The sequence below is a fragment of the Muricoccus harenae genome, from assembly GCF_009848505.1.
GTDB lineage: Bacteria > Pseudomonadota > Alphaproteobacteria > Acetobacterales > Acetobacteraceae > Roseomonas > Roseomonas harenae.
In genome coordinates this window covers 13,749-36,661 of the sequence record NZ_WWDL01000015.1, presented here as the reverse complement: position 1 = coordinate 36,661, position 22,913 = coordinate 13,749, and the positions used below count along the sequence as shown (strand labels likewise).

The following is a 22,913-nucleotide window of genomic DNA, read 5'->3' as shown; positions in this document are numbered from 1 at the left end:
CGGAGCCAGGCCTGGCCGGGAAGGAATTGTGCGTTTGAGCGAAGCCGACAGCATCTCCCAGGCGACACGCCTGCTGCGGATCGCGTCGCCGCTCGGCGCCGATGTCCTGATTCTGCGCCGGCTGTCGGTGCGCGAGGCGATTGGCCGCCTCTTTGTTATCGAGGCGGAGGTCCTTTCCAGGGAATCGGCTATCGATCCCGAGGAGATCGTCGGCAAGGCGGTCACCTGCTCGGTTACCTACCAGTATACCAGCCCCCGACATTTCCACGGCATCGTCGTGAGCTTCCGCCGCATCGGTGAGGATGTGCGCGGCTATACGACCTATCGGCTGGAGGCCGGCCCCCGTCTGCGGCACCTCGCCCGGACGATGGACTGCCGCATTTTCCAGAACAAGAGCGCCAAGGACATCATCAGCACCCTGGTGCAGGAGGCCGATGCTGGTCCCATCAGCTTCGGCACGGAAACGGACACGCCGCCGCGCGAATACTGCACCCAGTTCAACGAGACGGACCTCGACTTCGCGACGCGGCTGATGGAGGAGCATGGCTGGGGCCACTACTTCCGTCATGAGGAGGGCTCGCACACCCTCCATGTCGAAGGGGCGAATGCGGGGTATCCGCTGATTCCGGGCGAGCCCCAGGTGGTGCGGCGTGATGACGACCGGATCGGCGCATTGTCGCGCTGGGAGCCGGTTTCGAGCCTACCCATCGGCAGCGTCGCCACGCTGGACCACGACAACCTGGTGCGCGACCCGAGCAAGCAGTCCAGCGCCAGCACGGTCGTGCATTCCAGCCATGCCAGCAACATGGAAGTGTTCCGCTGGCCAGGCGGCCAGACGGTGCGCCCGGGCGCGGACCCTGCCAAGCTGCTGATGGAGGGCGCCGAATCCCATGCGGAGGGCGTGTCGGCAGCCGGTCGCGACCCCACCGTCTTCGCCGGCGGGCGGTTGCGCGTGAAGGCTGGTCTTTACGCCGAGGCCGAGACCTGGCTCGTCACCGAGGTGCTGCACAGCGCCCATGACGAAACCCATCTCGATGCGGGCGGCGACGCGTCCTATGCGAACAGCCTGGCCGTGATCCCGGCGGATCGGTCCTGGCGTCCCCTCGCGCCACATCCGCGCCCGGTAATGGCGGGCGTGCAATACGCTGTGGTGACCGGCCCCAAGGGCGAGGAAATCCATTGCGACGAGCACGGCCGCATCAAGGTGCTTTTCCCCTGGGATCGGAAGGGCGCGAGGGATGACCTGTCGTCCTGTTGGGTGCGCGTTGCCCAGACCACAGCCGGGCCGTGGGGTGGGCATTGGTATTTGCCGCGCGTCGGCGACCAGGTGCTGGTGGCCTATTTGGAAGGGGATCCGGACCGGCCCGTCGTGATCGGCAGCCTTTTCGGCCAGAGCTTCCCACCGCTCTTCTCGCTGCCCGACAACAAGACCCGCACTGGCTACCGCACCCGCTCCTCCAAGGGAGGCGGGGCCGACAACTTTAACATGCTCATGTTCGAGGACAGCAAGGGCAAGGAGCTTCTCGAGTACCAGGCCGAGAAGGACATGAAGGGTCTGGTGAAGAACGACCGCACCACGACGGTCCAGAACAACGAGACGCTGACGGTTGAAAAGGGCGACATGTCCACCACGGTCAGCAAGGGCAACCAGACGGTCACGGTCAGCACTGGGAACCAGGACACCGAGATCAGCAAGGGCAACCAGTCCACCACCGTCAAGATGGGCAATATCGCCACAGAGGCCGCGCTCGGTGCCATTTCGATTGAGGCCAAGCAGTCGATTACCTTGAAGGTGGGCCAAAGCACGATCACCATCGACCCGGTGGGGGTCACGATTGACGCACCGACCATCACGCTCAAGGCCAAGCTATCGGTTCAGATCGACACGCTGATGCTGGAGGAGAAGGGCAGCGCGATGGTCGTCGTCAAAGGCGGCATCGTGCAGATCAACTGATGAGCGATCCTACCACCATTCCCGGGCTTCCTAAGCTCGCCATTCCCCTCGGGCCGCTCCTGCCACGGCTGGAGCTGACGGCTGCGCATCTGGCGCTGCTCGAGGGTGCCGTTGATGCCGCGGCGGGGCTGGACCGGCTGGCGGCGCATGGCGACATGCCGGAGGCGATGCGACTGGCCGCCCATGCGCTGCCCCGGCGCGAGGCGGTGTGGTGGTGCTGCATGTGTGCCCGCGCCGTGCCAGATCCGGCGCTTCCGGCGGCGGATACAGCGGCGCTGCTCGCCGCGGAGGCCTGGGTGCGCAAACCGGAGGATGCGATCCGCCGCGCCGCCATGGCCGCGGCCCAGCGCACCGGCTTTCGTAGCCCTGAGGCCTGGGCCGCGGTCGGCGCCTTCTGGTCCGGCGACAGCATGGCGCCCGAGGGACAGCCGCTTGTACCGCCGGGACCCCATATGACAGGCGTGGCAATCGCCGGTGGCGTGGTGATCGCCGCCGTCCGCCGCCGGCCGGAGCGTGCCGAGCAGCGCTTCCCCCGATTCCTCGCCGCTGCGCGCGACATTGCGGCCGGCGGCGCCGGGCGTATCCCGCCGGAGGAGGACTGATCATGCCCATGCCAGCCTCCCGCATCGGCGACATGCATATGTGTCCCATGGTCACGCCAGGGGTGCCACCGATCCCGCATGTTGGCGGTCCGGTCATCACCGGTGCGCCCACCGTCTTCACGGGAAGCATGCCGCAGGCGCGCGTGACCGATCTCTGCACCTGCGTCGGCCCGCCGGACAGCATCGTGATGGGCAGTCCGACGGTCTTCGTCATGGGGCAGATGGCGGCGCGGATCGGCGATCTCACCGCCCATGGCGGCACGCTGGTAATGGGCTTTCCGACGGTGCTCATCGGCCCCTGAAGAGGCGGGGGCGCCCTCAGCCGGAGGCACGCACCAGGATTGCCGTGACATTGTCGCGCGCGCCCATCGCCACGGCGGCCTCCACCAGCGCGGGAGCCGAGACGCCGCCGAGCAGGCGCGCTGCGATCTGGGACTCGTCCATCGCCTTGAACAGCCCATCGCTGCAGAGCAGGAAAACGTCCCCGGGAGAGACGCGCCCCATCGCCTTCTCCAGTTCCAGCGGGCCGTCAGCGCCGATCGCCCGGGTGATGACATTGGCCTGTGCGTGGTTCTCGGCCTCCGCCTCGGTCACCGCGCCGGCATCCACCATTTCCTGCACGAGCGAATGGTCGCGGGTTAGCCGAAGCAGCGTGCCGCCGCGAAGCAGATAGGCGCGGCTATCGCCCGCCCAGAGCACCGCGTAATGCTCGCCGCGCAACATGAGCGCGACCACCGTGGTCGCCATCGGCCGCGACCGCCCCTCCGCCTCGCTGCGTGCCTTGAGGGATCCGTGCACCGCCGCCAGCCGAAGCCGGAGTTGGGCCAGCACCTCCGCCGCCGAGAGCGTCGGTGGCAGGTCGGCGAGGGCCTCCACCACCGCCCGGCTCGCCACCTCGCCGGCGCCGTGGCCGCCTGCACCATCCGCGACGATCCAGAGGCCGAGCGGGTCGTTGGACAGCATTGCGTCCTCGTTTCCTGGCCGAACGGTGCCCCGATGCGTCGCTGCACTGCTCGCGACGCTCATGGGCCCAGGCCCATCAGGGCGACTAGGCGCGCGGCCGGAGGCAATCCGACCGACACCAGACTGGGTGTCCCCTCCGCTTCCCAGAAACGGCATGTGCCTTCCTCCGTCACGTTTCTCTGCGCCGGCGGCGCCTCCATTGGCAGTGCCCTCGGCGGCGGTAGGAGCGCGGCCAGGGAATCAGCATTCAATCCGCCGCCGAGCGCGCGGCGGCCGGCTGCCTCGGTAGCGTCAAGCCAGTCGGGATCGGGCGCGCTCCCTGCGGGCAGGATCGCGGCAAGGGTAAGGGGGAAGCGGCGCCCGACCATGTCCTCGCTCGGCAAGACCACGCCGGCGACGGCATCCGGGCCGCAGGCCCCGAACTCCAGGTGGAAGCGGAAGGGACGGGCAGTTCCCCAGCCAGCCAACCAGCCATCGCCGAGCACTTCCACTGCGGCCAGCATCCCTGCGGAAAGCCAGGCATCCCAGGGATCGATGAAGCGCCCCGGCAGGGCGCGGCGGACGAAATCACCATGGGCCGGCAGTTTGCCGAACAGCCCGGTGACGGCCACCGCGCCCGCCGTGTTCACGGTGCGGGTGCCGGCAGCGCGGGGCAGCGGAACTCCGACAACTCCCGCAGGTTGAAGGGGTTCACGCCGCTGCCCGCCTGAAGGACGAACTCCGCCCCTCCGCTTCCCGGCGCCGAGAGGCGGAAGCGGTCGGGCGCCGAGGTGTTCACCAGCCGCCCGAGCATGACAAAGCGCAGCGCGGCCCAGGGACCCTCCTGCGGCGGCGTCGCGGTGGCGGCCGGATCGAAGGTGATCCCAACCGGGCCGCGCGAGGGCCAGCCCATCTCGATCGGCCGGGTGCTCTGCGGCGGCAGGGTCACCGGCGTGCCCTCGTTGTCCAGGGTAGCGGCGGTGGTGCCGGCCGGAAGACCCTGGAAGCTCAGCCGCCAGCGCAGCCCGAGTCCCATGCCCGGCACGCCGGACGGGAAGAAGGCATCGCGGATCGCCTGGGCCCGCTGAAACTGGATCAGATCCGCCTGGCTGACTGCCGGCGCCAAGCCATCCGCCGCCACCGGACGCCAGGGGGTCTGGGTGGTGTCCACATGCGGGCGGATGTTCTGGGCGAAGAACTGATCCATCAGCCCACCGGGCGCCAGCAGCCGCACGAAGTCATCCAGCGGCATGTCCTGCGCCGTCAGCGTGCGGCGGAAGGGAAAGCGCGTCTCAAGCCCGCGGCAGAGCGGCCCGAGCTGCTGCGCGCCCGCCGCCGAGATGGCGGCCTTGGCACCGCCCGCGCGGGCCTGTTGCGTGGATTGCGCGAGCGAGCGCAGCCAGTTGGACAAGGGCTGCGGCTGCCGTGCTGCCTCCGCCAGCAGACGCTGGCCGGGATCGAGGCCGGGGCTGGGCGGCAGCACCGTGCCCGGCGGCGCCGATGCCAGACGCGCTACCTGCACGTAGAGCTCATTTAGGTTGGTGAGGATGCCATCGAGCGGCGTCCCGGATGCCTCGCGCAGATCCTTGAACCGGGCTTCCACCACACGTGCAACCGGCTCGGCCCCGCTGGAGGCGGCGGCACCCAGGGCGGCCGCGACGCGCCCGGCTGCGGCCTGGGCGGCTTGCCCGGCAAGCTGGGCCGCACCTTCGGCGGCAGCGGCCGCCCCGGCCGGGGGCTCCGGTGGCGTGCCGGGCGAAAGCTGCCGCTCAACGCCGCGCAGCAGGTCCTTCATCGGGGAGTTCGGCGCCCCCAGCAGGTTCAGCTTCTCCGCTGCCTCGGCGAGGCCGGAGGGCGGCGGCAGGACCAGGTCGTCCAGCAGCGTCTGCCAAGCACGCACGTATTGCGCGGCGTAGAGGGCGAGGACATCGGCCTCCAGCGTGCGCGGGTTGCCCGCCTGAGTGGCTGCGGCAGGGCCCAGCACCCAGGATTCCGACGCCGCCTCCAGCGCTGCCTGCGGCAGCCGCGGCAGCACGACGCGGTACAGCCCTTCCACCGTGTAGAGCCCTGGTACGCCTTCCGTCAGAGGTTGGCCGGAAGCCCGGGCGAAATGCCGTGCGCCGGCCTGGCCGAGCACATCGGCCGGGCGCCAGGGCGGCAGGTTCGCGGCCAGCGGCCGCAGCCGTGCATAGACGCGCCCCGCCATGGGCATGCGGGAGAAGATGCGTCGCGCCTCGTCCACCAGCGCGCCGTCCAGCGGATAGCTGGGAAGGTCCTCGGCCAGCAGGGCTTCGAGGTGGCGGGCCAGGGCGTCGCGGCCCGGCTGGTTCACCGCGCCCGGATAGGTCTGAGTCCAGTCGATGGCGAACCATTCGCGGATCAGGTCGCGGTCCAGCGGACCCTGGCGGCCGAGCATCAGGTAGACGCGCGTTGCCTCATACAGCGTGTCAGGGCGCTGCAGCGCGGTGCGGATCTGCGCCTCCACCCGCGCCAGCAGGCGAGGCAGCAGCACGCGGCCCAGCGTGCGGCGATAGGCGCCTTCAGTCGCGGCGGTCAGATCCTCCTCGCGGGACAGGCCGAGGCCCGGGCCCTCACCGGCGGCGGCTTCGGGCAGCGCCCGGTTGGCTTCCAAATAGGCAAGGGTACGGGCGAGGTCCGGATCCGAGACGCGGTCCAGCGAACCAGCCGTGCCGGCCGCGGCCTCCGCGTTCGCCGTTGCCGCGGCGACGCGCTCGGCGCGGGCTGCCTCGATGCGGTTGGCGTTCCAGGCATAGGCGCCGCCGCCGATCGCCAGCAGCAGGGCCACGCCCCAGGCCGCTGCCTGGACCAGGCGTCCGCGCTTGACGACGCCGCCTTCACGCGCAGCAAGCCGGGCCTCGTTGAACACCACGTCCTTCAGCAGCCGGCCGAGGAAGTAGGAGCGGCCCTTCTGCCTCATCACCGCGGCTGGGCGGCGCGGGTCCAGTCCGAATGAACGCGACAGTGCCCCCGCCAGCCGGTCCAGCGGCGTGCCTTCCTGCGTGCCAGAGGTGAGATAGACGCCGCGCAACATGGGCGCAGGATCGAGGCGCGAGCCGCCGAAGGCCGCGCGAACGAAGGCCTCGAGCGGACCCTCCAGCGCCGCGAGCTGCGCCGGGAAGCCGGCGATCAGCGCGCGCTGCGACGCGCCGCGCTCGGCTTGCAACCGCTCGATCAGCCGTGCGGAGAGGCGCTCCTGCAACTCCGCGAAGCGCTTGGCGAAGGCGGGGGCGGTGCCGGCCTGCTCGTCGCCTTCCTTCGGCTCGAAGGTGAAGCCCCAGACCTGCTCACGCGCGCCTCGGTCTAGGTCGTCGAAGAACTCCACGAAGCCCGCCATCAGGTCGGCCTTGGTGATGAGCAGATAGACAGGCAGGCGCAGCCCCAGCTTCATCTCCAGCTCGCGCACGCGGCGGCGGATCGCGGCGGCATGAGCCTCGCGGCCCGCTTCGTCCAACTTGCCGAGCAGGTCCGTGCCCACGGCCACCAGCACGCCGTTCAGCGGAAGACGCGGACGGGCGCGGCGCAGCAGGTCAAGGAAGGATTCCCAGCCCGCCTTGTCGGCGGCGGCCTCACTGTCCTGCGTGGTGTAGCGGCCGGCCGTGTCGATCAGCACGGCGCGCTCGGAGAGCCACCAGTCGCAGGCGCGGGTGCCGCCGACCCCGGCGACGCGGCCCTCCGCCAGCGGGAACTCGATCCCCGAGTTCAGCAGCGCCGTGGTTTTGCCCGAGCCCGGCGGGCCGATGATGACGTACCAGGGCAGTTGGTAGAGCGCGTTGCCCTTGCCGGAGGCGCTTCGCTTCAGCGCGCCCAGCGCCTCGGCGAGCTTACGGCGTTGAGCTTCCTCCTCCTCGGCGAGGCGCGAATCCTGCTCGGCGGCCTTCGCGGTCGGCGCCGCGACTTCAGCCACCAGCGCGGCATCACGCTTCGAGCGGCGACGCGCGAGCAACAGGAAGACGAGAAGCCAGACCAGGATCGGGAGGGCGGCGAGTGCGCCGCGCAGCAGGACGCCGTCGAAGGCTTCGCCCAGCAGGGGGCTGAATAGCCAGATCAGGACGCCCAGGAGGATCGCGCCGAAGAGCGAGGCCAGCGAGGCGCGGGACAGGAAGGTGGACTTCATTGCGCGGCCCCCCGTCGCAGCAGGATCTCAATGCGGCGGTTTGCCTCGCGGCCCTCCGCCGTGGCGTTGCTCGCAATGGGCTCGGAATCGGCGCGGCCTTCCGCCTTGAAGCGGGAGGCATCCCCATTGGCGCGGAGGATGGCCTCCTGCGCCGCCTCGGCGCGCGCAAGGGACAGCGCGGCGTTGCTGCGGAAGCGCACCGTGCGGATCGGCTGGTTGTCCGAATGGCCGATGACCAGCACGGCGCCGGGCTCCTCCTTCAGCGCTTGCCCGATGCGGGTCATCAGCGGCTCGAATTCCTTGCTCAGCGTGGCGGAGCCTGAGGCGAACATGCCGCTGTTAGAGATGCGGACGAGCAGCCGCTGCGCATCCGATTCCACGGTGACGACGCGGCGCTGGATTTCCGGCGCGAGGAAGCGGCGCAGCGCGCCTGAGGCATCGGGCGGTGGCGCCGGGGGCGGCGGGGGCGGGGCGGGGGGAACCGGTGGCGCGCTGCGGTCGATGCCCGGCAGGCCGCCGGGCGGCAGGGCGGCGAGCCGCGCCTCCAGCCCCTCGGCGCGCGTGCCGGAATCGCCCATGGTCCAGAACCAGGCGCCGGCCAGCAGCATCAACGCGACCGGAAGCGCGACCCAGGCGGGAATGCTGTGGCCAGGGCGGCGGTGCGGCGCATCCACGCCGCGCCAATGCGGCGAAAGCTCCTTCTCCGCCGCTCCACGCAGGTTGACCAGTAGCTGGTAGAGGCCGGAGCGGATGCGATCCAGCTCCGCCGGGCCCTGCGGAGCCAGCCGGTAGCGGCCCTGCAGCCCGAGGGCGAGCGCCATATAGGCAACCTCGAGCGAGCCACGGTAGCGGCCAGGCTCCCGCTGCATGGCGGCGAGGCGGTCGAAGACGTGCTCGCCGGAGCGGACGTCGTTATGGAAGGTCGATCCCAGCGAGCGCACTGCCCAGCCGGAGCGCGCGCCCCAGGGGGTGGAGAGCACCACATCATCCAGCGCGGCGCAGAGAATGTAATGCGCCTCGCGCATCTCCTCCGTCGAAGCGCCCACGGCCTGGGCATCGGCCTCGAAGCGGCGCAGCGCATGGAGTGTGCGCTCATGCAGCCCCGCCGGATCGGGGGCGGCGGTGGTGCCGCCGGTGGCGATGCGCGCCTGCATCTCGAGCAGCGGCGCGGCGGCGGCGGCCAGCGGGCCGGCGCCGACGCGCGGGACGCTTTCAGCCCCACCCGCGAGGGCGGGCGCCGGCATCGACGCTCCGGGCGGCTGGGGCGGCGCCATGGGCTGCCCGGCAGGGGTGCCGACCTGGGCCACGGGCCGCGCGGGGCCGCGCAGCACCGTGCGGTCATTGTCCTCCGCTTCGTCGAAGGGATTGTCGCTCATGCGCGGATTGCCCAGAGAGCCAGCTTCAGGTTCGGGAAGTCACCCGAGACATGGATTGCGAAGCCGCCGGAGGTCTGCATCTGCTGCCAGTGCGGCGACCCGCGGTCGAGCTCGAAATAGGTTGCGCCTGCATGGAAGGGAATCTGGCGCGGCGCGGCTGGCAGCGGCCGCACATCGATCCCGGGCAGCGCCACCATCACCAATTCCCGGATGCGCTCCACCGCGCCGATCTTCACCTGCTGCGGGAAGAAGCGGCGGATCTGCTCGGCCGGCAGATCGGCCATGACGGTAAGCACGAATTGCGAGGCGCGCAGCAGGTTGCGGTCCATAATCGGGCCGACGCGCACGCCGTGGTTCCGGTCCTGCAGCGGGATCTCGACGGCATTCGTCTCCAGCACAGCCGAGAGGCTGCGGCGCAGATCGGCGACCACCGGGGCGAAGCTGCGTTGCAGGTCGTCATGCCGGTAACCAGGATAGGTGCTGACGCGCTTGTCCGGAGAGGTGAAGGTCGCCAGCTCGCCCGCAAGCTGAACCAGAGCGGAATAGAGCGATTCCGGATGCAGGTTCCCCGTCTCGGCCCAATGCGCCAGCAGTGGCTGCCACCGGTTGATGGTCTGCAGCAGCAGGAAGTCCGCCACCTCCGCGACGCCGCGCGCGCCAGGCTGGGAAAGGCGGCCGGCAAGGGCCTCGGCACGCTGCGCCAGCATGCCCACCAGCTCCGGCACCAGGTTGCCGAGGGTGGGCACCGCCGAGACGCGCAGGCAGGGCGGCATATAGCGCTCCTCCACCTGTACCCGTCGGTCGGCCTGCACCTCGACGATGCGCGCGAGGCCGAGGCAGGTGAAGCCGTCCCGCTCCTCGCTTTCCAGCATCAGGCGCAGGCGGGGGCGGGCGACAGCTAACTCGGCGGGAATGGAGGCGTTGGAATGCGTGTCGAAGGCCTCGAAGCCGCGCAGGATGTAGCGGGCGCCAGCCGCATCGGGCCCTTCCACCGCCGCCACTTCCGGTGCGCCCGGCTGGCGTACGGGCATGGCGAGATAGACGATCTGGTTGCGCGTGCCCTCCGGTAGATCCAGCGGCCTTGGCTGGTCGGCACTATGCGGAATGGCGAAGGGCGTGCCGTCCGGCAGGATGCCAGCAGCGCCCGCGACAGCGAACTTGCCTGCGGCCAGAAGATCCCGGTCCAGCGTAAGCTCCGTCAGTCCCCAGGGATGCGCCCGCAGCGGCGCGACGCGCTGCTCCAGCAGGTGCTCCGTATGGCGGTCGGCCTGCTGGAAATGCTGCGCCTGGAGGAACATGCCTTCCTGCCAGACGACGCGGTCATGCCATTGCATCGCGTTCCCCTACTCCCCCGACCGTCCAGCCTCGCGCGCCGCCGTTTCATAGGCGCGGGCGAAGGCGCGGCCGAAGGCGCTGTCGAAATCATCCTCGAACTGCTCGAGCAGCTTCGCATGCATCCCGCGATAGCCATCCCAAAGCCGCTTCTCGCGCGCGCCCGGCAGGATGCCGCCGCCGGGATGGGCGCTTTCCACCTCGGAAGGCGCCAGGCGTTCCAGCAGGGCGCGGGCCGCGGCCTGGGTCGCGGCAAGCGTCGCCACCTGGTGCAGGGTGAGGTCGCTCACCGTGTCCTCCACCGCCGCCGGACCGCGCTTCGGGCCCGCGCCGAGAAGGGAGGCGACGGAGGCCTCGTCGGTGGCGGCGAACTTCACCGGGTTGTTGTCGCGGCGCGAGAGCATCGTCTGCTCGATGCGGAAGGCCCGCTTCACATCCGCCCGAGCGATCAGCAGGCCGCGCAGCCCGCTGACGGCTGCCCGCAGCGCGGCGCCTGCGGCTTCCAGCGCTGCGACCGGGTCGGTACCCGGCGGCAGCGGGCCGAGCCCGGCGCCGCGCAGCAGCGCGGCCAAGGCCGCATTTGCGTCGCCAGTTGCGACGGGCAGGGCCACGGTGTTCGAATCAGGCGGGGGTACCGGGGGCGCCGTCGGCGGGACAAAGCCGGGCACACCGGGCGGCTCGTCGAAGGGCGAGGACGAGGCCGCGGCAGGCCAGGCTGGTGGTGGCGCCGGTGCCGCCACCGCGGAAGGCATGGCGGGCGAAAACGGAGCGGCGGCCGGCGAAGCGGCAGGGGCCGGCGTCGCGGGCGGGGAGAAGGGATCGGGCGCCGCCGGCGGCGGAACAGCACCGAAAGGCTCCGGCGTCAGAGGTGGTGGCACCGCAATTGGGGAATCGGGAACCGTCGGCGGGTGGAAGGCTGCCGGGGACGGCACAAAGGGGTCCGGCGCCGCCGGCGCTGGCGTGAAGGGATCCGGCCTAGCTGGCGGTGCTGGCGCGAAGGAGGGGGGCGCAGCCTGGGGTGCACCGAATGGGCTGGTAGCAGGCGGTGGGACGAAGTCCCCAAGCAACTTGTCCCAATCGGGCTCCGTGGCCGGCGGCACAGGCGGCGGCGTGTTCCAGTCAGTCGGCAGTTCCGCCCCGAAATTCGCGCGGGGCGGCACGAAGGCGTCGCTCGCGGCTGGGCTGTGGTCGGACCAGGCGGGCGGCGGAGATGCGCCGAAGCCCGGGGTGCCGGGCGGGCCGAGCGGATCAAAATCCATCGGCGGTGCGAAAGGTGAGGCGGGCGGTGCCCCGAAACCGGGCGCCGAGCCTGCGGGGGCCGAAGGGTCGCCCAGTGGAGGCAGCCCCAGCCCGTCGAAACTTCCCGGGGCGCCGAGCGGCGGCGGGTTCGGCGCCGGCGTGCCGAGGCCCGCGAAGGGATCATCCATCGGTGCCGGGGCGGGTGCGAAGCCTTGGCCGCCGGAATTCCAGGGCGAGGCGGCATCCTGCTCGATCCGCACCTCCAGCTCATAGGCGCCGAGGCGGAGGCGGTCCCCGTCGTTAAGGGGCGCGACCATGTCGCGCCCGACCGGCGCCGTGGCCCGGTTCACGAAAGTGCCGTTGGTGGACAGGTCGCGGACCTGCCAGCCGCCCGAACGGAATTCCAGCGTGCAATGGCGCTTGGAGAGGACGCGCTCCGGATCGGCGAGCATCCAGTCGCAGCCCTCGCCGCGGCCGAGGGAGAAGTCGCCCCCTTCCACGCGCCGCGTGCCCGGCATGGCCGAATCCGGGCAGCGGAGCACGGACAGCATCAGCACCATGTGTCTCCTCCTCCTTTCCGCCACCCCGACAACCGCGCGGCCCGCGGGGGCTCGATCTCTCTCAGCGCTCGATCGTGTCCACGACCAGGGGCCGCATTGCCACGCGGCGTCCGGCCGCGCGGGCCGCCTGCAGCGCGGCGGCGAAGCCCTTGGCATAGGCATCCTGCTCTTCGACCACGGCGGCGCCCGGGGCAAAGAGCGGTCCCTCCGACGCCACGACCAGCAGCAGGTCGGTGCCGTAGGGCTCGTCGATCTCCCAGCCCTGGAAGCCGGGACGCGGATCGCCGAGCCGGACGCGGGCGCCGGGAGCCTGCGGCGCCCCCGGTTCGAGTCGGGCAACGGGTCCGCCGAGGGTGGCATAGGCGACGTGCAGGTGATTCGCCCAGACGGGCATCCGCACAGAGAAGCGCAGCAGCTGTCCCTTGCGCAGGGGCATCGCGCCGTCGAGCGCGATCTCGGGCGCATCGCCCGGTGCGGCGAGGGCCGGGCGCAGTGCTGCAACGAGAGGGCAAAGCGGTGCGTCGAAAGTGCCGAGATCCAGCCGGGCGGCGCCGGCGGGCAGGTTGCGCCCCGCCAGGTCGCGCCGCAGCGCCTCAGCCTCGCGACGCGGCAGCACGCCCTGGAGGCGGAAACCGGCATCCTCAACCCGGCTCGAGAGGAGACCGCAGGGCGCGGCGGCGACGGCAGAGGCGGCGATGGCGCGCCAGTCCGGCCGCGGCAGTGGAGCCAGGGAGAGTTGCGTGGCGGGCAGGGCAGGCGTTGTCGTCGCTGCGGGTGGCGTCTGTGGTGCCGGAGGCTGGTTGCTCTGACTCTGGGCGGTCTGCTGGGCCGGTGCGGGTGGTGCCGGTTCCACCTGGAGGGCTTGCGGCTGGGCGGGTGCTGGAATCGGAGCCGGCCGGACAGGCGGCACGGGCTCCGTCTGGACGGCCGGGGGCCGAGGCGCAGACGGCTGTGGAGCCGGTGCAAGTACTGGTCCAGGCCCGGCCGGCAGCGGCTCCGTGGCGACCGTTGCCGGGGCGGATGTCGGTGCGGGTACGGCGGCGGGGCTGGGTACCGACACCGGCGCGGATGGTGGCGTGGGGACCGCCGCCGGCGGAGACGCGGTGGCGGGCGGTTCAGGCACCGGGGCCGGCGTGTTCGCCGGAGCGGGTTGCTGGCGCGCGCCGGGAGTCTCCACCGAGAGCGACGGCGCGGGAAACGGCAGGCTGGTGGGCGGCGCCTCGGCGGAAAGGATTGGAGCCGGCGGCGCGGCCGTGGGTGGCGTCGCTTCCCGCGGCCAGAGCAGGAAGGCGGCGGCACCGATGGCGGCGGCACCAATTCCCGCCACTGGCAGCACCCAACCACGACCGGAAGACGGCGCCGGGGCAGAGGGTGTCGCAGGAGCAGGCGCTAGGGGCGTGGCCGCCGGGCGCGGCATCGCGGTGGAGACGAGGGTGGCGTCCTCTGCCGAAGCCGCCGCCTGAATGGGTGCAGCCGCGGGAGCGGTTATGGCGGCTTCGATGGCGGCGGCGAAGGCACGCGCATCCGGCCAGCGATCGTCTGGCCGCTTGGCCAGCGCCTTCATCACCACCGCGTCCAGCGCGGGCGGAGAGGTGGCGGAGAGGGCGGAAGGCGGCACGGGCTCCGTGTTGAGCACCTTGTGCATCACCGCGGAGAAGCCGCCCGGAAAGGGCTTCTCGCCTGTCAGCAGCTGGTAGAGCATCACGCCGGCGGCCCAGATGTCGGCGCGGGCGTCCATCGCCTCGCCGCGCAGCTGCTCGGGCGCCATGTAGCTCGGCGTGCCCATCAGCGTGCCGACTTGCGTCATCGCCGAATTCTCGAGCCGCGCGATGCCGAAGTCGGCGAGCTTCGCATCGCCCTCCGAGGTTAGCATTACATTGGCGGGCTTGATGTCGCGATGGATGACGCCGCGCGCATGGGCATATGCGAGGGCGTTCAGCACCTGGCCCATGATGCGCACTGTTTCACGCGCCGGCAGGCGCTCGTTGCGGTCCAGAACGGCCTTCAGCGTGCCGCCATCCACCCGCTCCATCACGATCCAGGCAGTGTCTTCGTTCTCGCCATAGTCATAGACGGCGACAATTCCGGGATGGGAGAGGCGGCCCGCGGCCTGGGCCTCGCGCTTGAAGCGCGCGGCGGCCTCCACGGCCTCCGCATCGTCAGGCGCCGGCTTGCGGACGAGCTTGATCGCGACGCGCCGCTCGATCGCACGATCGAACCCGTCCAGCACAACGCCCATCGCGCCGGCCCCCAGCGTTCCGCGCAGCTCGTACTTCGAGTCGCCCGACCAATCGCCGAAGCCAGGTGGCAACGCCTGTGACAACGGGTCCCCTCCCTGTCAGAACGCCATGCTACAGGGTTCGGGGCCGGGCGCACCACTCCCCGCCAAGTATTGCGCCGCCACGCCGATCATTGCGTTGCAAAAAGTGCCATGGGGTCGCCCGTCAGCGGCAGATTCCCCAGATGCTCCAGCCGGATGGAGGGATCGCACCACACGGTGCCGCCGAGGGCGCGCCAGCGCGAGCAGAAGAGATAGTCCTCGCTGAGATAGCGGCCGGGCGCGTCGGCGGTGCCAGGCTCGATGGCCGTGTCGAACAGGGCATGGATCACCCCATCCTCCGTGGCATGTCGCGTGCCGGGCATCGCATCGCGCATGCGCGTCAGCACATCGCGCCGGATCATCAGGAAGCCGGTGCCGATCAGCCCCACCTCCACCGCACCGGTCTCCGGATCGCGCCGCAGCGTGCCGTCCGGTTCGGGCGCGAGGTCCGCCACCCATTCCGCCCGGTCCGCCCGCTTGCTGCGGTACAGGCCGCCGATCACCTCTCGGCCATGGCCGAGCAGCCGCAGCACTGCATCGGCGCCGAAGCCGATATCCGAATCGATGAAGAGGAGGTGCGAGGCGTCGGAGGCGAGGAAGCGCGCAACAAGCCGGTTCCGCGCGCGGGTGACGAGGCTTTCATTCGTCAGCGTCGCGCAGGCGAAGGGAAGGCCGAGCGTCAGCATGGCGCGCTGCGTCTCGAGCAGTCCGCGGAGCGTGGCGGTGGTCAGCAGCCCGCCATGGCAGGGCAGGGCGGCCATCAGCCCGGTGCAGGCGATGCCTGAGCGGAAGACCGGCGCATGCGGCAGCACCCATGGCGCTGCCGGCCGGTGTTCCAGCATCAACGTCGCATCGGGCATCGTCGGCGGCGGGCGCTCAGCCGGTCGCGCCGCCAGCGGCGGAGGCGGAGCGCGCCGGCGCCGGCCCGGCGCCAGGGCCGGGACCAAGCAGGGCGAAGGGTGCCCAGAGGCCCGGATGCGACGCGCCCGGCACGCGCATCAAGTCCAGCTGCGCCTTGCGAAGCGCCTCGGGCGGAGCGTCACCCGCGCGGATGTTCCGCAAGGTGAAAGCCGCAACACGCGCGGCCGCCACGTCGTTCACATACCAATGCGTCACCAGCAGCCCACGTGCGCCCGAGAAGAAGAAGGCCCGCGCCAGGGTGGACAGGCTTTCCCCAGCCGCCGCGCCGCCGCCGGAATTGCAGGCGGAGAGCACGACGAGATCAGCATCGAGGTCCAGATCCAGCACCACGCCTGAGGTCAGCAGCGCCTGGGTGGCGTCCGGCCCATTCGGGGCCGTTGAGGCGACGATGGCGGGTTCCGTGAGGCAGGCGAGGTCCGAGGGCAATACGCCATGCGTCGCGAAATGTAGCACGCGGTAGTCGCGCAGCCGCGTGCCGCGCACCGACGCCGCGGTGAAGGCCGCGCCCGTGCGCTGGTCCGCCTGGGTGGCGCCCGAGACCTGCGCCGCGGCAGCCAGCTCCACCGCCGTGGCGGGAAGCCGCGCCAGGGAGGCGAGGCCGCGCCCGCATTCCGGCGCGGCGGGGAAGGAGCGTGCGGCATAGGAGAGCGGCACGGGCTGCGGATCGCCAAAGCCAAACCAGGGACGCGGCGCGTTGGAGCGACCGGCGCGGCGCAGCGAGACGAGGCTGGCGGCCGACGGCACATGAGAGACCGGCAGCCGCGCCAGCAGGAAGGTCGCGCCCTCATGCGAGTTCGGGCGCGGGGGCCTGGCCGTGACGAGCACGCCATAGGGGATGGAGAGCAGCGATCCCTCGGGCGAGGCGACGATCCCGGTGGCACGCTCCAGCGACGACGCCACGCCGCCGAGCACCGCCTGGTGCAAGGCATGGGCCGCGGCCGCATCGAAGGGCTTGCTGCCATCGCCCGATTCCACGCCGGCGCGCAGTCGGGCGACCAGGGCGTTCACCTCCCGCGTTTCGGCGCCGACGCGGGCGGCGGTGATGGCGCCGTCCATCAGCAGGAAGGTCCAGCCGCGCCGTGTGGTTGGCAGCGTGGTGGCGACCAGCGCCTCGCCGGGCGCGAGGGCGACGAAGACCTCCCGCGCCGGCACCACGGATTGCACGAGCTGTGCATAGCCGGGCGCTGCGGATTGGGCGGCGGCATCGGCCTCGGCGGCGGCGGTCTCCGCCTCGGCGATGCGGGCGTTCAGGGCATCGAGGTCGGCGCGCCCGCCCTCGGCCACGGCGGCGTCGCGCTCGCGGTAGCTGACCGAGAGGGCACGATCGGCGGTCTCGCGGCGGCGCAGCGCCTCCGCCACGGCCGGGTTGCGGGCGCCGGCGGTAAGGCGCGCGGCGGCGGTCGCGATCTGGGTTGCGGTAACGCCGCCCTGGGCGATCTGTGCCGCCTCGAAGGCTTCGGCCAATCCCTCTGGCGTGCCGCTGGCCGCAAAGGCGTCGACGCAGGGGGCGATGCGATCGCTGGTCGTGCCTTCCCGCAGGTTGCGCAGGATGGAAACAGCTTCCCGGCAGGCCTCGATGGCGCCGGATGGGTTGGTGCCGGCGGCGCGCAGCAGCAGCGTGTCGGCCAAGGGGCGGGAACGCGGCACGCCACGGGCGAAGCGAAGGGCGGAGCGGCTGAAGCTGCGGTCCGCGCCTGCCAGATCGCCGGCCGCGGCCTCCACGGCGCCGCCGGTGCGGGCCAGGCGCGCCTGGATCACATCGGCGCCCTGCGGATTACCGGCGGCAGCGGCCAGGCGGGTCGCATCGGCGGCCGCCTGCTCGGCCTCGGCATTGCGGCCGCTGGCGCGCAGCACGGCGGCGGTGTTGCGCCGGGTCTCTACCATGCCGATCAGGGCGCGGGCGGCGATGGGATCGACCATCAGGGGCGGCGGACCGCCCGGGCGGGACGCGACGCGCATCTCGGCCGGCACGGAGCGGCCATAGGCGGCGTATCCCTGTTCCAGCAGCGCGAGCGCCGGGCCTTTGCGGTCGCGGTTGGCCTCGTGCAGCCCGCGGTAATGGGCCAGCATGGCATCGGCCAGCGGATCGGCCGCGCGTGGCGTCAGGGTGGCGGCGCGGGTGAACAGTGCCTCGGCCTCGGGGAAGCGGCCCTGGTTGGAAAGCTGCAGCGCCAGCAGCAGCATGGGCTGGAACCGGTCGGGCGAATTCACGCCCAGCGCACGCTCCTGCAGGGCAAGGGCAGCGCGATAGGCGGTCTCGGCAGCGACGAAACGCTCGGCCTGGTTGGCGTCGCGCCCTATCGACATCAGCGTTTCATACTGGTTGATGTCGCCGCTGGAGACGGCCTCGCGTGCCAGCCGCGAGGCCATGGCATCGAGCGCGGCGGAGGCGAGGGGCGTCGCCTCCGGGGTTAGGCGGCCGCTCAACACGCCCAGACCGCGCTCGGCGGACGAATAGGCGGGTAGCACGCCCTCAATCACCCAGGCACGGTTGCCGGATTGCGCGGCCAGGGCGAAGGCGGGCCAGCCGCCGGCGCGGCGGCGGCAATCCATCAGCGCGGCGGGCTGGTCACCCAGGACGGTGGTGTTGCGCGGGGCGGTGCAGTCCAGCCGTGCCGCCATGCCGGCACGCGCGGCCTCGGCAGCCTGCATGGGAGAGCTGACGGCCACTTCGCGCAGCCGGGCGCTCGGGCTGCTCCACTCGCCGCACCATATATCGGCGCCGCTGCCGGAACTGGCCATCCGGCATTCCTCGCCCGCCGGATTGCGGCCGAGCGACACGGAACTTCCGCCCGCGGCGGCGGGCACATAGGCGGAGGGGGGCGGCGTGGTGCAGGCGCCAAGGCCGAGGGCAACCAGGCCGGGAAGGAGGGCGATGCGGTGGCGCACGGTCAGTAATCCTCCCGCCGGATGCTCGGTGGCGCGAGACTTTCCTCTTCAGAGCGGTCGCGGCCAATGCTGACCGCGATGTTCGGCACCGGCGGCCGCAGGCGCTCCACGGCCACGACGCTCGCGGCCGGATCCAACGCGGAGACAACCGCGAGCGGGTTGTCGGCCACGGTCGCGCGGACCGGAATCTCCAGCGTCACCGGCATGGGTTCCGGCGAGGGGACTGGCGGCACCGCGGCCGGTGGCGTGGTGAGCGGCGGAACGGCGGGCGGCGCGCAGGAGGCGGCGCCAATCGGGCAGTCATTGAAAAGGAACTGGGAGGCGGATGGCAGCGGCTCCTGCAGCGGCAGACCGCCAGCCGTGGCGCGCTGCCCGGCCGCCGCGGCCGGTCCGCCGGTGATGCCCGCGATGGTGCCGCTGAGCCCAGTGCGGACGCCACCGACGACGAGCAGCCCGCCGGCATCCAGGCTGCCATTGGCCTGGCCCGTATTGCCCAGGTCCAGTTGCACCGAGGCGCTGCTCGCATCCAGCCCGCTGAAGCGGATGGTGGGAGCGGCAACTCGCAGGGACGGCGCGACGGTCCGTCCCGCAAGGCTCGCCAGCGTGCCCGCATGGATGCGAATTTCCCCAGCGGCCTGGAGCAGCCCTGCCAGGGCGAAGACATTCGACTCGATCGCGAGATCGCCGTGCCGGGCGATGGCGGAATTGCCGTTTACCCGGATCGTGCCGGTCGGGCTCGAAAGATGGGTCGTGGCACCAGTGACGGTGCCATCCACCGTCAGGTCGCCGGATTGCAGAATTTCGAGCACGCCGCCCGCGTTGATCAGATGGCCGACCGGCACTTCCAGCAATGCGCTGGTATTGTTCAGTCGCAGGTCGCCACCAACGGTAGAGGGGCCGAGGCCGGTGATGCTGTTGGCGCCGCCAAGGATGGCGCTGCCGCCGGTCTGGAGGGTCAGGAAACCGTCGCCGATCCGCCCCGCTCCCTCCTCCGTCAGGTTGCCCGTCGTGGAGAGGATGACGGAGGGCGCCTGAATGGACCCGCGCAGGACGAGGTCGCCGTCGGTGGCCAGGTCGAAACTCCCGCCGGCGGAGAAGTCGCTCAGGGCGGAAACCGTATTGCCCGCACTGGTGAGCATGACCGAGCCGCCCGCGGCGCCTTGCAGCTGCGTTGCATTGAGCGTCGCATCCGGATCCTGGGTGATGTTGCCCAGTGCCCGCAGGTCGAGATGGCCGAAGCTGTAGGAATGATAGAAGCCGATATCCGTGGCGGTGGTGGTGGTGCCGTCGCGGAAGGTGGTAGCGCCGAGACGCAGTGTGTCGGCGGTTGTCTGGGCCAACAGGGTGGGGTGGACCGTGAAGTCGTCTGCGCCCGTCAGGTTCACGCTCATTGATTGCAGGTTATAGGGCGCGTATTCCACCAGCGGTGCGGTGATGCTGCCGGGGGCCAGCGGTAAGCTCGACGTGCCGGTCGAGAGGACGATGCGCCCGACACGGAAGGAGGCGCGCTCCGTCGCCAGGATATCCGCGCCGGCGTCGAGGGAGAGGTCGCCGGCCGTGCGAATGCCGAAGATCCGGGCGGTGATCTCGTGCCCACCCACCAGCGCGGTGCTGAAATCGGGGGAGTCGATGAAGAGGTCGCTGTTCCCGTTGTCGAGGATGAAGCTGCCCGCAGCCGAGGAGTGCCGCAGCGTGTTCACGCTGTTCGGCGTGGTCGGGCTGGCCCCGTCCAGCAGCGCGTCTCCCGCCGAGGTGACGGCGAGTGTGCTGGCAACGATCTGACCACCGGTCTGCCGGATGCCGCCGGTTCCCGCAGCGAGGACGAGAGGGGCGCGGGCGGCCTCATTGCCGATGTGGCCTGCGGTGGTGATCCCCGCGCTGGAGGCCGGATTCACTCCGCCCAGGTTGGCATCGTAGCCGGCCAGCAGCGACAGCTGCGAAAAGGAGAAGGTGTTCTGCAGCACGCTGCCGGCGGCGAGGTTGATGTTGCCGGTCGCGCGCAACGTGGCGCCCGCGTGGACGAGGATGCTGCCCGTGACGTCGAGATCGCCCACAATATCCAGCGTGGCGGCAGTATTGCCGGCGCTCACGGTGCCCGAAATCATCGTTGCGCCGATGTTTCGGAAGGTGAGTGGCGACTCCGCCTGCAGCCGCTGGATGTCGCCGATCCGGTTGTCTCCGCCGAGGGTGATGCCGCCGGTATCGGCCCGCACGTCCAGGCGTGGCGCGACCAGGACTGAGCCTGGAAGCTGGATGATGTTGCCGTTCTGCTGGAGGAGGCTGAGCGTGCCGCCGCTGCGGATCTCGCCGTCCAGCGACAGGTCGAAGCTGGCGCCACTCTGCGTAACGAGGGTGAGGTCCCCGCCCGCAGAGGAGTTGGCAAGTGTGCTGACGCTGTTGGCAGTGCTGGAGAGGGAGGCACTTCCGGGTGTGTTGACGTCGAGCGTCGTCGCCTCCAGCCGCCCGCCGGACTGCGTGATGCCGCCGAGGCCGGCGCTCAGGGAGATCGGGCTGGTGGGGCTGCTGTAGCTTGTCGTTGGGCCGCTGAGCAGGATGCCGGCCAGGGTCAGGCCGGAAGATGAGGCGGGGTTTACGACGTCCAACGCGAAATCCGTTCCAGCCTGGAGGAAGAGGGTAGGGCCCTGGATCGTCGTCCCGGCGGCTTGCGTCATGTTGCCGGAGGAACGGAGGACAATGGGCCCGCCCGTCGCGAGCATGTTGCCGTTGAGCGACAGGTCGCCGCCCAACACGTCAATGCGCAGAGCTCCCTCGGCCAGCGTGGTCCCGTTGACGGTGAGGGGGACGATGTTGCGGAGCGTCAGGCTGCCCCCGCCAATCAACCCGCCGCTCAGCCCGTTGATGCTGACGAGCTGGTTATTGCCGGAGCCGAAATTCACATTGGAGAAGAAGCCGGGGTTGGATTGGGTGAGCTCGCCACCGATCATGGCGGCGCCGGCTGCCTGGGTGACAGACGCGCCCCCTGCAGCAGCCGTGAGGGTGATCACGCCGCCTGTGATTGGGACCTCGACATTGCCGTTCAGCACGAAATTCGACGCTGTCAGGCCCAGATTGCCGGCGCGCAGCCGGATGGAGCCGGACGGCGTGACCGTGAGCGTGCCGCCGGCGACGAGCGCCAGGTCGCCAGGCTGCTTGTCGATGCCGGCTTCAACCGTGAGGTTGTTTGAGGCCTCCAACTGAAGGTTGCCGACGAAGGCACCGACGGATCCGGCTCCAAGGAAGGCATCGCCAGTCGGCGGCTCGGCGGCAGAGAGCACGCCATCCGAATAAGTGGCGGAGCTGACATTCACGCGCGAATCGGCGTCCGCGACGATGGTGAGGTTGGTTGGGTCGATCAGGAAGGTGCCCATCAGCCCGCCGAGGCCGGCACTGACATTCACCCGGCCCGTGATGTCAAGGCCCTTCTGGCCGGAGACTTCCACGAAGCCGCCATCGCCACCCCCTGGACCACCCCGGGCGGAGATCTCGCCGCCATGCGCCGTGTAATCGGCCGAGTTCACGATGACCGTGCCGCCGCTGCCTTGCGTGGTCGCATCCGCGCGCACCGTGGCGCCCTGGGCGATCCCGGTCCGCCGCGCAAGCCGCGTCGCGGCGGCGCCGCGCCCATTGGTGCCGATGTTGATCCGGCCGCCCCCCGCGCTGCCCGAGGCGTCCACCTGTGCGCCCGGAGCCACCCAGCTCCGGTCGCCCACCACCTCCACCGAGCCACCGCGTGTATTCGCGGCGGTGCCCGTGGCGGAAACGCGGCCTTCGATGCGCACGGCGCCGCCAGTGCCGCTCACTACTACGCGGCCGGTGCGTCCGGCGGCATCCGTGTCAGCGGAAACGGCGCCGCCCGCACGCACCAGGTCCTGCACGATGCCGTCCACGGCAGAGGCGGTAAGCAGCACCGTGCCGCCCTGTGCGGTGATGGTGCCGGTATTGCTGACCAGCGCCTCTCCATTCGCGGGGCGTTGCCGCACGGGGGAGGTGACCTCCAGCGAAAGGAGCCCGTCGCCATGCAGGTCGATCGTGGAGGTCTCGGCGCCGGCCAGGGCCACGCGGCCCATGCGGGCGGCGATGGTGCCGTGGTTGGCCACCTGAGGCGCGACGAGTGCCGCCAGCCCGGCCTCGCGCACCGTGATGCTGCCGTTGTTCTCGATGCGCGCATCCGGGCGGCCGGGCTGGTTGAACTCCATCCGGCCGCCGCGCATGAAGGCCTGGTTCGTGATGTTGGCGGAGGAGACGACCAGCCCCGCCACATCCACCTGCGCGCCCTGGTGAAAGACCACGCCGGACTGGTTGACGATCGCAACTTGTCCATTTGCCGTGATCCGGCCCGCGATCTGCGAGGGATCTGGTCCCGTCACGCGGTTGAGCGTGACGGAGGAGGCGGAGGGCTGCTGAAACTGGACGCTGTGGTCGCGCCCGATGTCGAAGGAGCGCCAGTCGATCGCCGCGCGGTCGGTGGACTGGGTCACCTGGGTGCGTGCGGCGTCCTGGGCGATGGTGGCGCCGCCGGCCACGACCTGCCCGCCTTGCGGCCGCGCGCCCGGGGCCTGCGCTGCGGCCGCCATGGGCAGGACGAGCGCGGTGCCGCAGAGCAGCGCGGCGCGGAATTGCGAAGTGCCGATCATGCGCCCGGA

13 protein-coding genes are annotated in these 22,913 nt (G+C 71.1%); 3 read left to right on the top strand and 10 right to left on the bottom strand.

Annotated features, from left to right (window positions below; all coding sequences use genetic code 11):
* Positions 1–34: 34 nt before the first annotated feature.
* The 3 genes from GSE44_RS12435 to GSE44_RS12425 are packed head-to-tail and all read left to right on the top strand — an operon-like array spanning position 35 to position 2,858.
* Positions 35–1,954, top strand: a complete 1,920-nt coding sequence (locus tag GSE44_RS12435) for a type VI secretion system Vgr family protein (protein ID WP_159349149.1) — start codon at positions 35–37, stop codon at positions 1,952–1,954.
* Positions 1,954–2,556, top strand: coding sequence for a DUF6931 family protein (locus tag GSE44_RS12430; protein WP_235924760.1), 603 nt, complete (start codon positions 1,954–1,956; stop codon positions 2,554–2,556). The genes GSE44_RS12435 and GSE44_RS12430 overlap by 1 nt, the downstream gene beginning before the upstream one ends.
* Before the next feature lie 2 nt (positions 2,557–2,558).
* Positions 2,559–2,858: a PAAR domain-containing protein gene (locus GSE44_RS12425; protein WP_159349148.1), complete on the top strand. Its 300-nt coding sequence runs from the start codon at positions 2,559–2,561 to the stop codon at positions 2,856–2,858.
* A 16-nt stretch (positions 2,859–2,874) separates the two neighbouring features.
* On the opposite strand, the gene GSE44_RS12420 is transcribed toward GSE44_RS12425, so the two are convergent.
* The 10 genes from GSE44_RS12420 to GSE44_RS12375 all read right to left on the bottom strand — a co-directional run bounded on the left by GSE44_RS12420 (position 2,875) and on the right by GSE44_RS12375 (position 22,904).
* The gene (locus GSE44_RS12420) at positions 2,875–3,519 is read right to left on the bottom strand and encodes a PP2C family protein-serine/threonine phosphatase (protein WP_235924758.1); all 645 of its coding nucleotides are present in this window, start codon (positions 3,517–3,519) and stop codon (positions 2,875–2,877) included.
* A gap of 59 nt (positions 3,520–3,578) precedes the next feature.
* Complete coding sequence (tagF, locus tag GSE44_RS12415; protein WP_159349146.1) at positions 3,579–4,148, bottom strand: type VI secretion system-associated protein TagF; 570 nt, start codon at positions 4,146–4,148, stop codon at positions 3,579–3,581.
* The gene (gene tssM / locus GSE44_RS12410) at positions 4,145–7,633 is read right to left on the bottom strand and encodes a type VI secretion system membrane subunit TssM (RefSeq protein ID WP_159349145.1); all 3,489 of its coding nucleotides are present in this window, start codon (positions 7,631–7,633) and stop codon (positions 4,145–4,147) included. The genes tagF and tssM overlap by 4 nt, the downstream gene beginning before the upstream one ends.
* The gene (gene tssL, locus GSE44_RS12405) at positions 7,630–9,009 is read right to left on the bottom strand and encodes a type VI secretion system protein TssL, long form (RefSeq protein WP_159349144.1); all 1,380 of its coding nucleotides are present in this window, start codon (positions 9,007–9,009) and stop codon (positions 7,630–7,632) included. Before tssL ends, tssM begins: the two co-directional genes overlap by 4 nt.
* Complete coding sequence (gene tssK / locus GSE44_RS12400) at positions 9,006–10,343, bottom strand: type VI secretion system baseplate subunit TssK (RefSeq protein ID WP_159349143.1); 1,338 nt, start codon at positions 10,341–10,343, stop codon at positions 9,006–9,008. Before tssK ends, tssL begins: the two co-directional genes overlap by 4 nt.
* Positions 10,344–10,352: 9 nt before the next feature.
* Positions 10,353–12,140: a type VI secretion system-associated FHA domain protein TagH gene (gene tagH / locus GSE44_RS12395; RefSeq protein WP_159349142.1), complete on the bottom strand. Its 1,788-nt coding sequence runs from the start codon at positions 12,138–12,140 to the stop codon at positions 10,353–10,355.
* A 61-nt stretch (positions 12,141–12,201) separates the two neighbouring features.
* Positions 12,202–14,463 (bottom strand): serine/threonine-protein kinase, encoded by a 2,262-nt coding sequence (locus tag GSE44_RS26240; RefSeq protein WP_159349141.1) that lies wholly within the window; start codon positions 14,461–14,463, stop codon positions 12,202–12,204.
* Between the two features lie 86 nt (positions 14,464–14,549).
* Entirely contained in the window at positions 14,550–15,320 is a 771-nt protein-coding gene (locus tag GSE44_RS12385; protein ID WP_159349140.1) for a glycosyltransferase family 2 protein, read from the bottom strand.
* Positions 15,321–15,336: 16 nt separating this feature from the next.
* Positions 15,337–18,270, bottom strand: a complete 2,934-nt coding sequence (locus tag GSE44_RS12380) for a CHAT domain-containing protein (protein ID WP_159349139.1) — start codon at positions 18,268–18,270, stop codon at positions 15,337–15,339.
* 2 nt (positions 18,271–18,272) lie between these two features.
* Positions 18,273–22,904, bottom strand: a complete 4,632-nt coding sequence (locus GSE44_RS12375; RefSeq protein ID WP_159349138.1) for a beta strand repeat-containing protein — start codon at positions 22,902–22,904, stop codon at positions 18,273–18,275.
* Positions 22,905–22,913 lie beyond the last annotated feature (9 nt).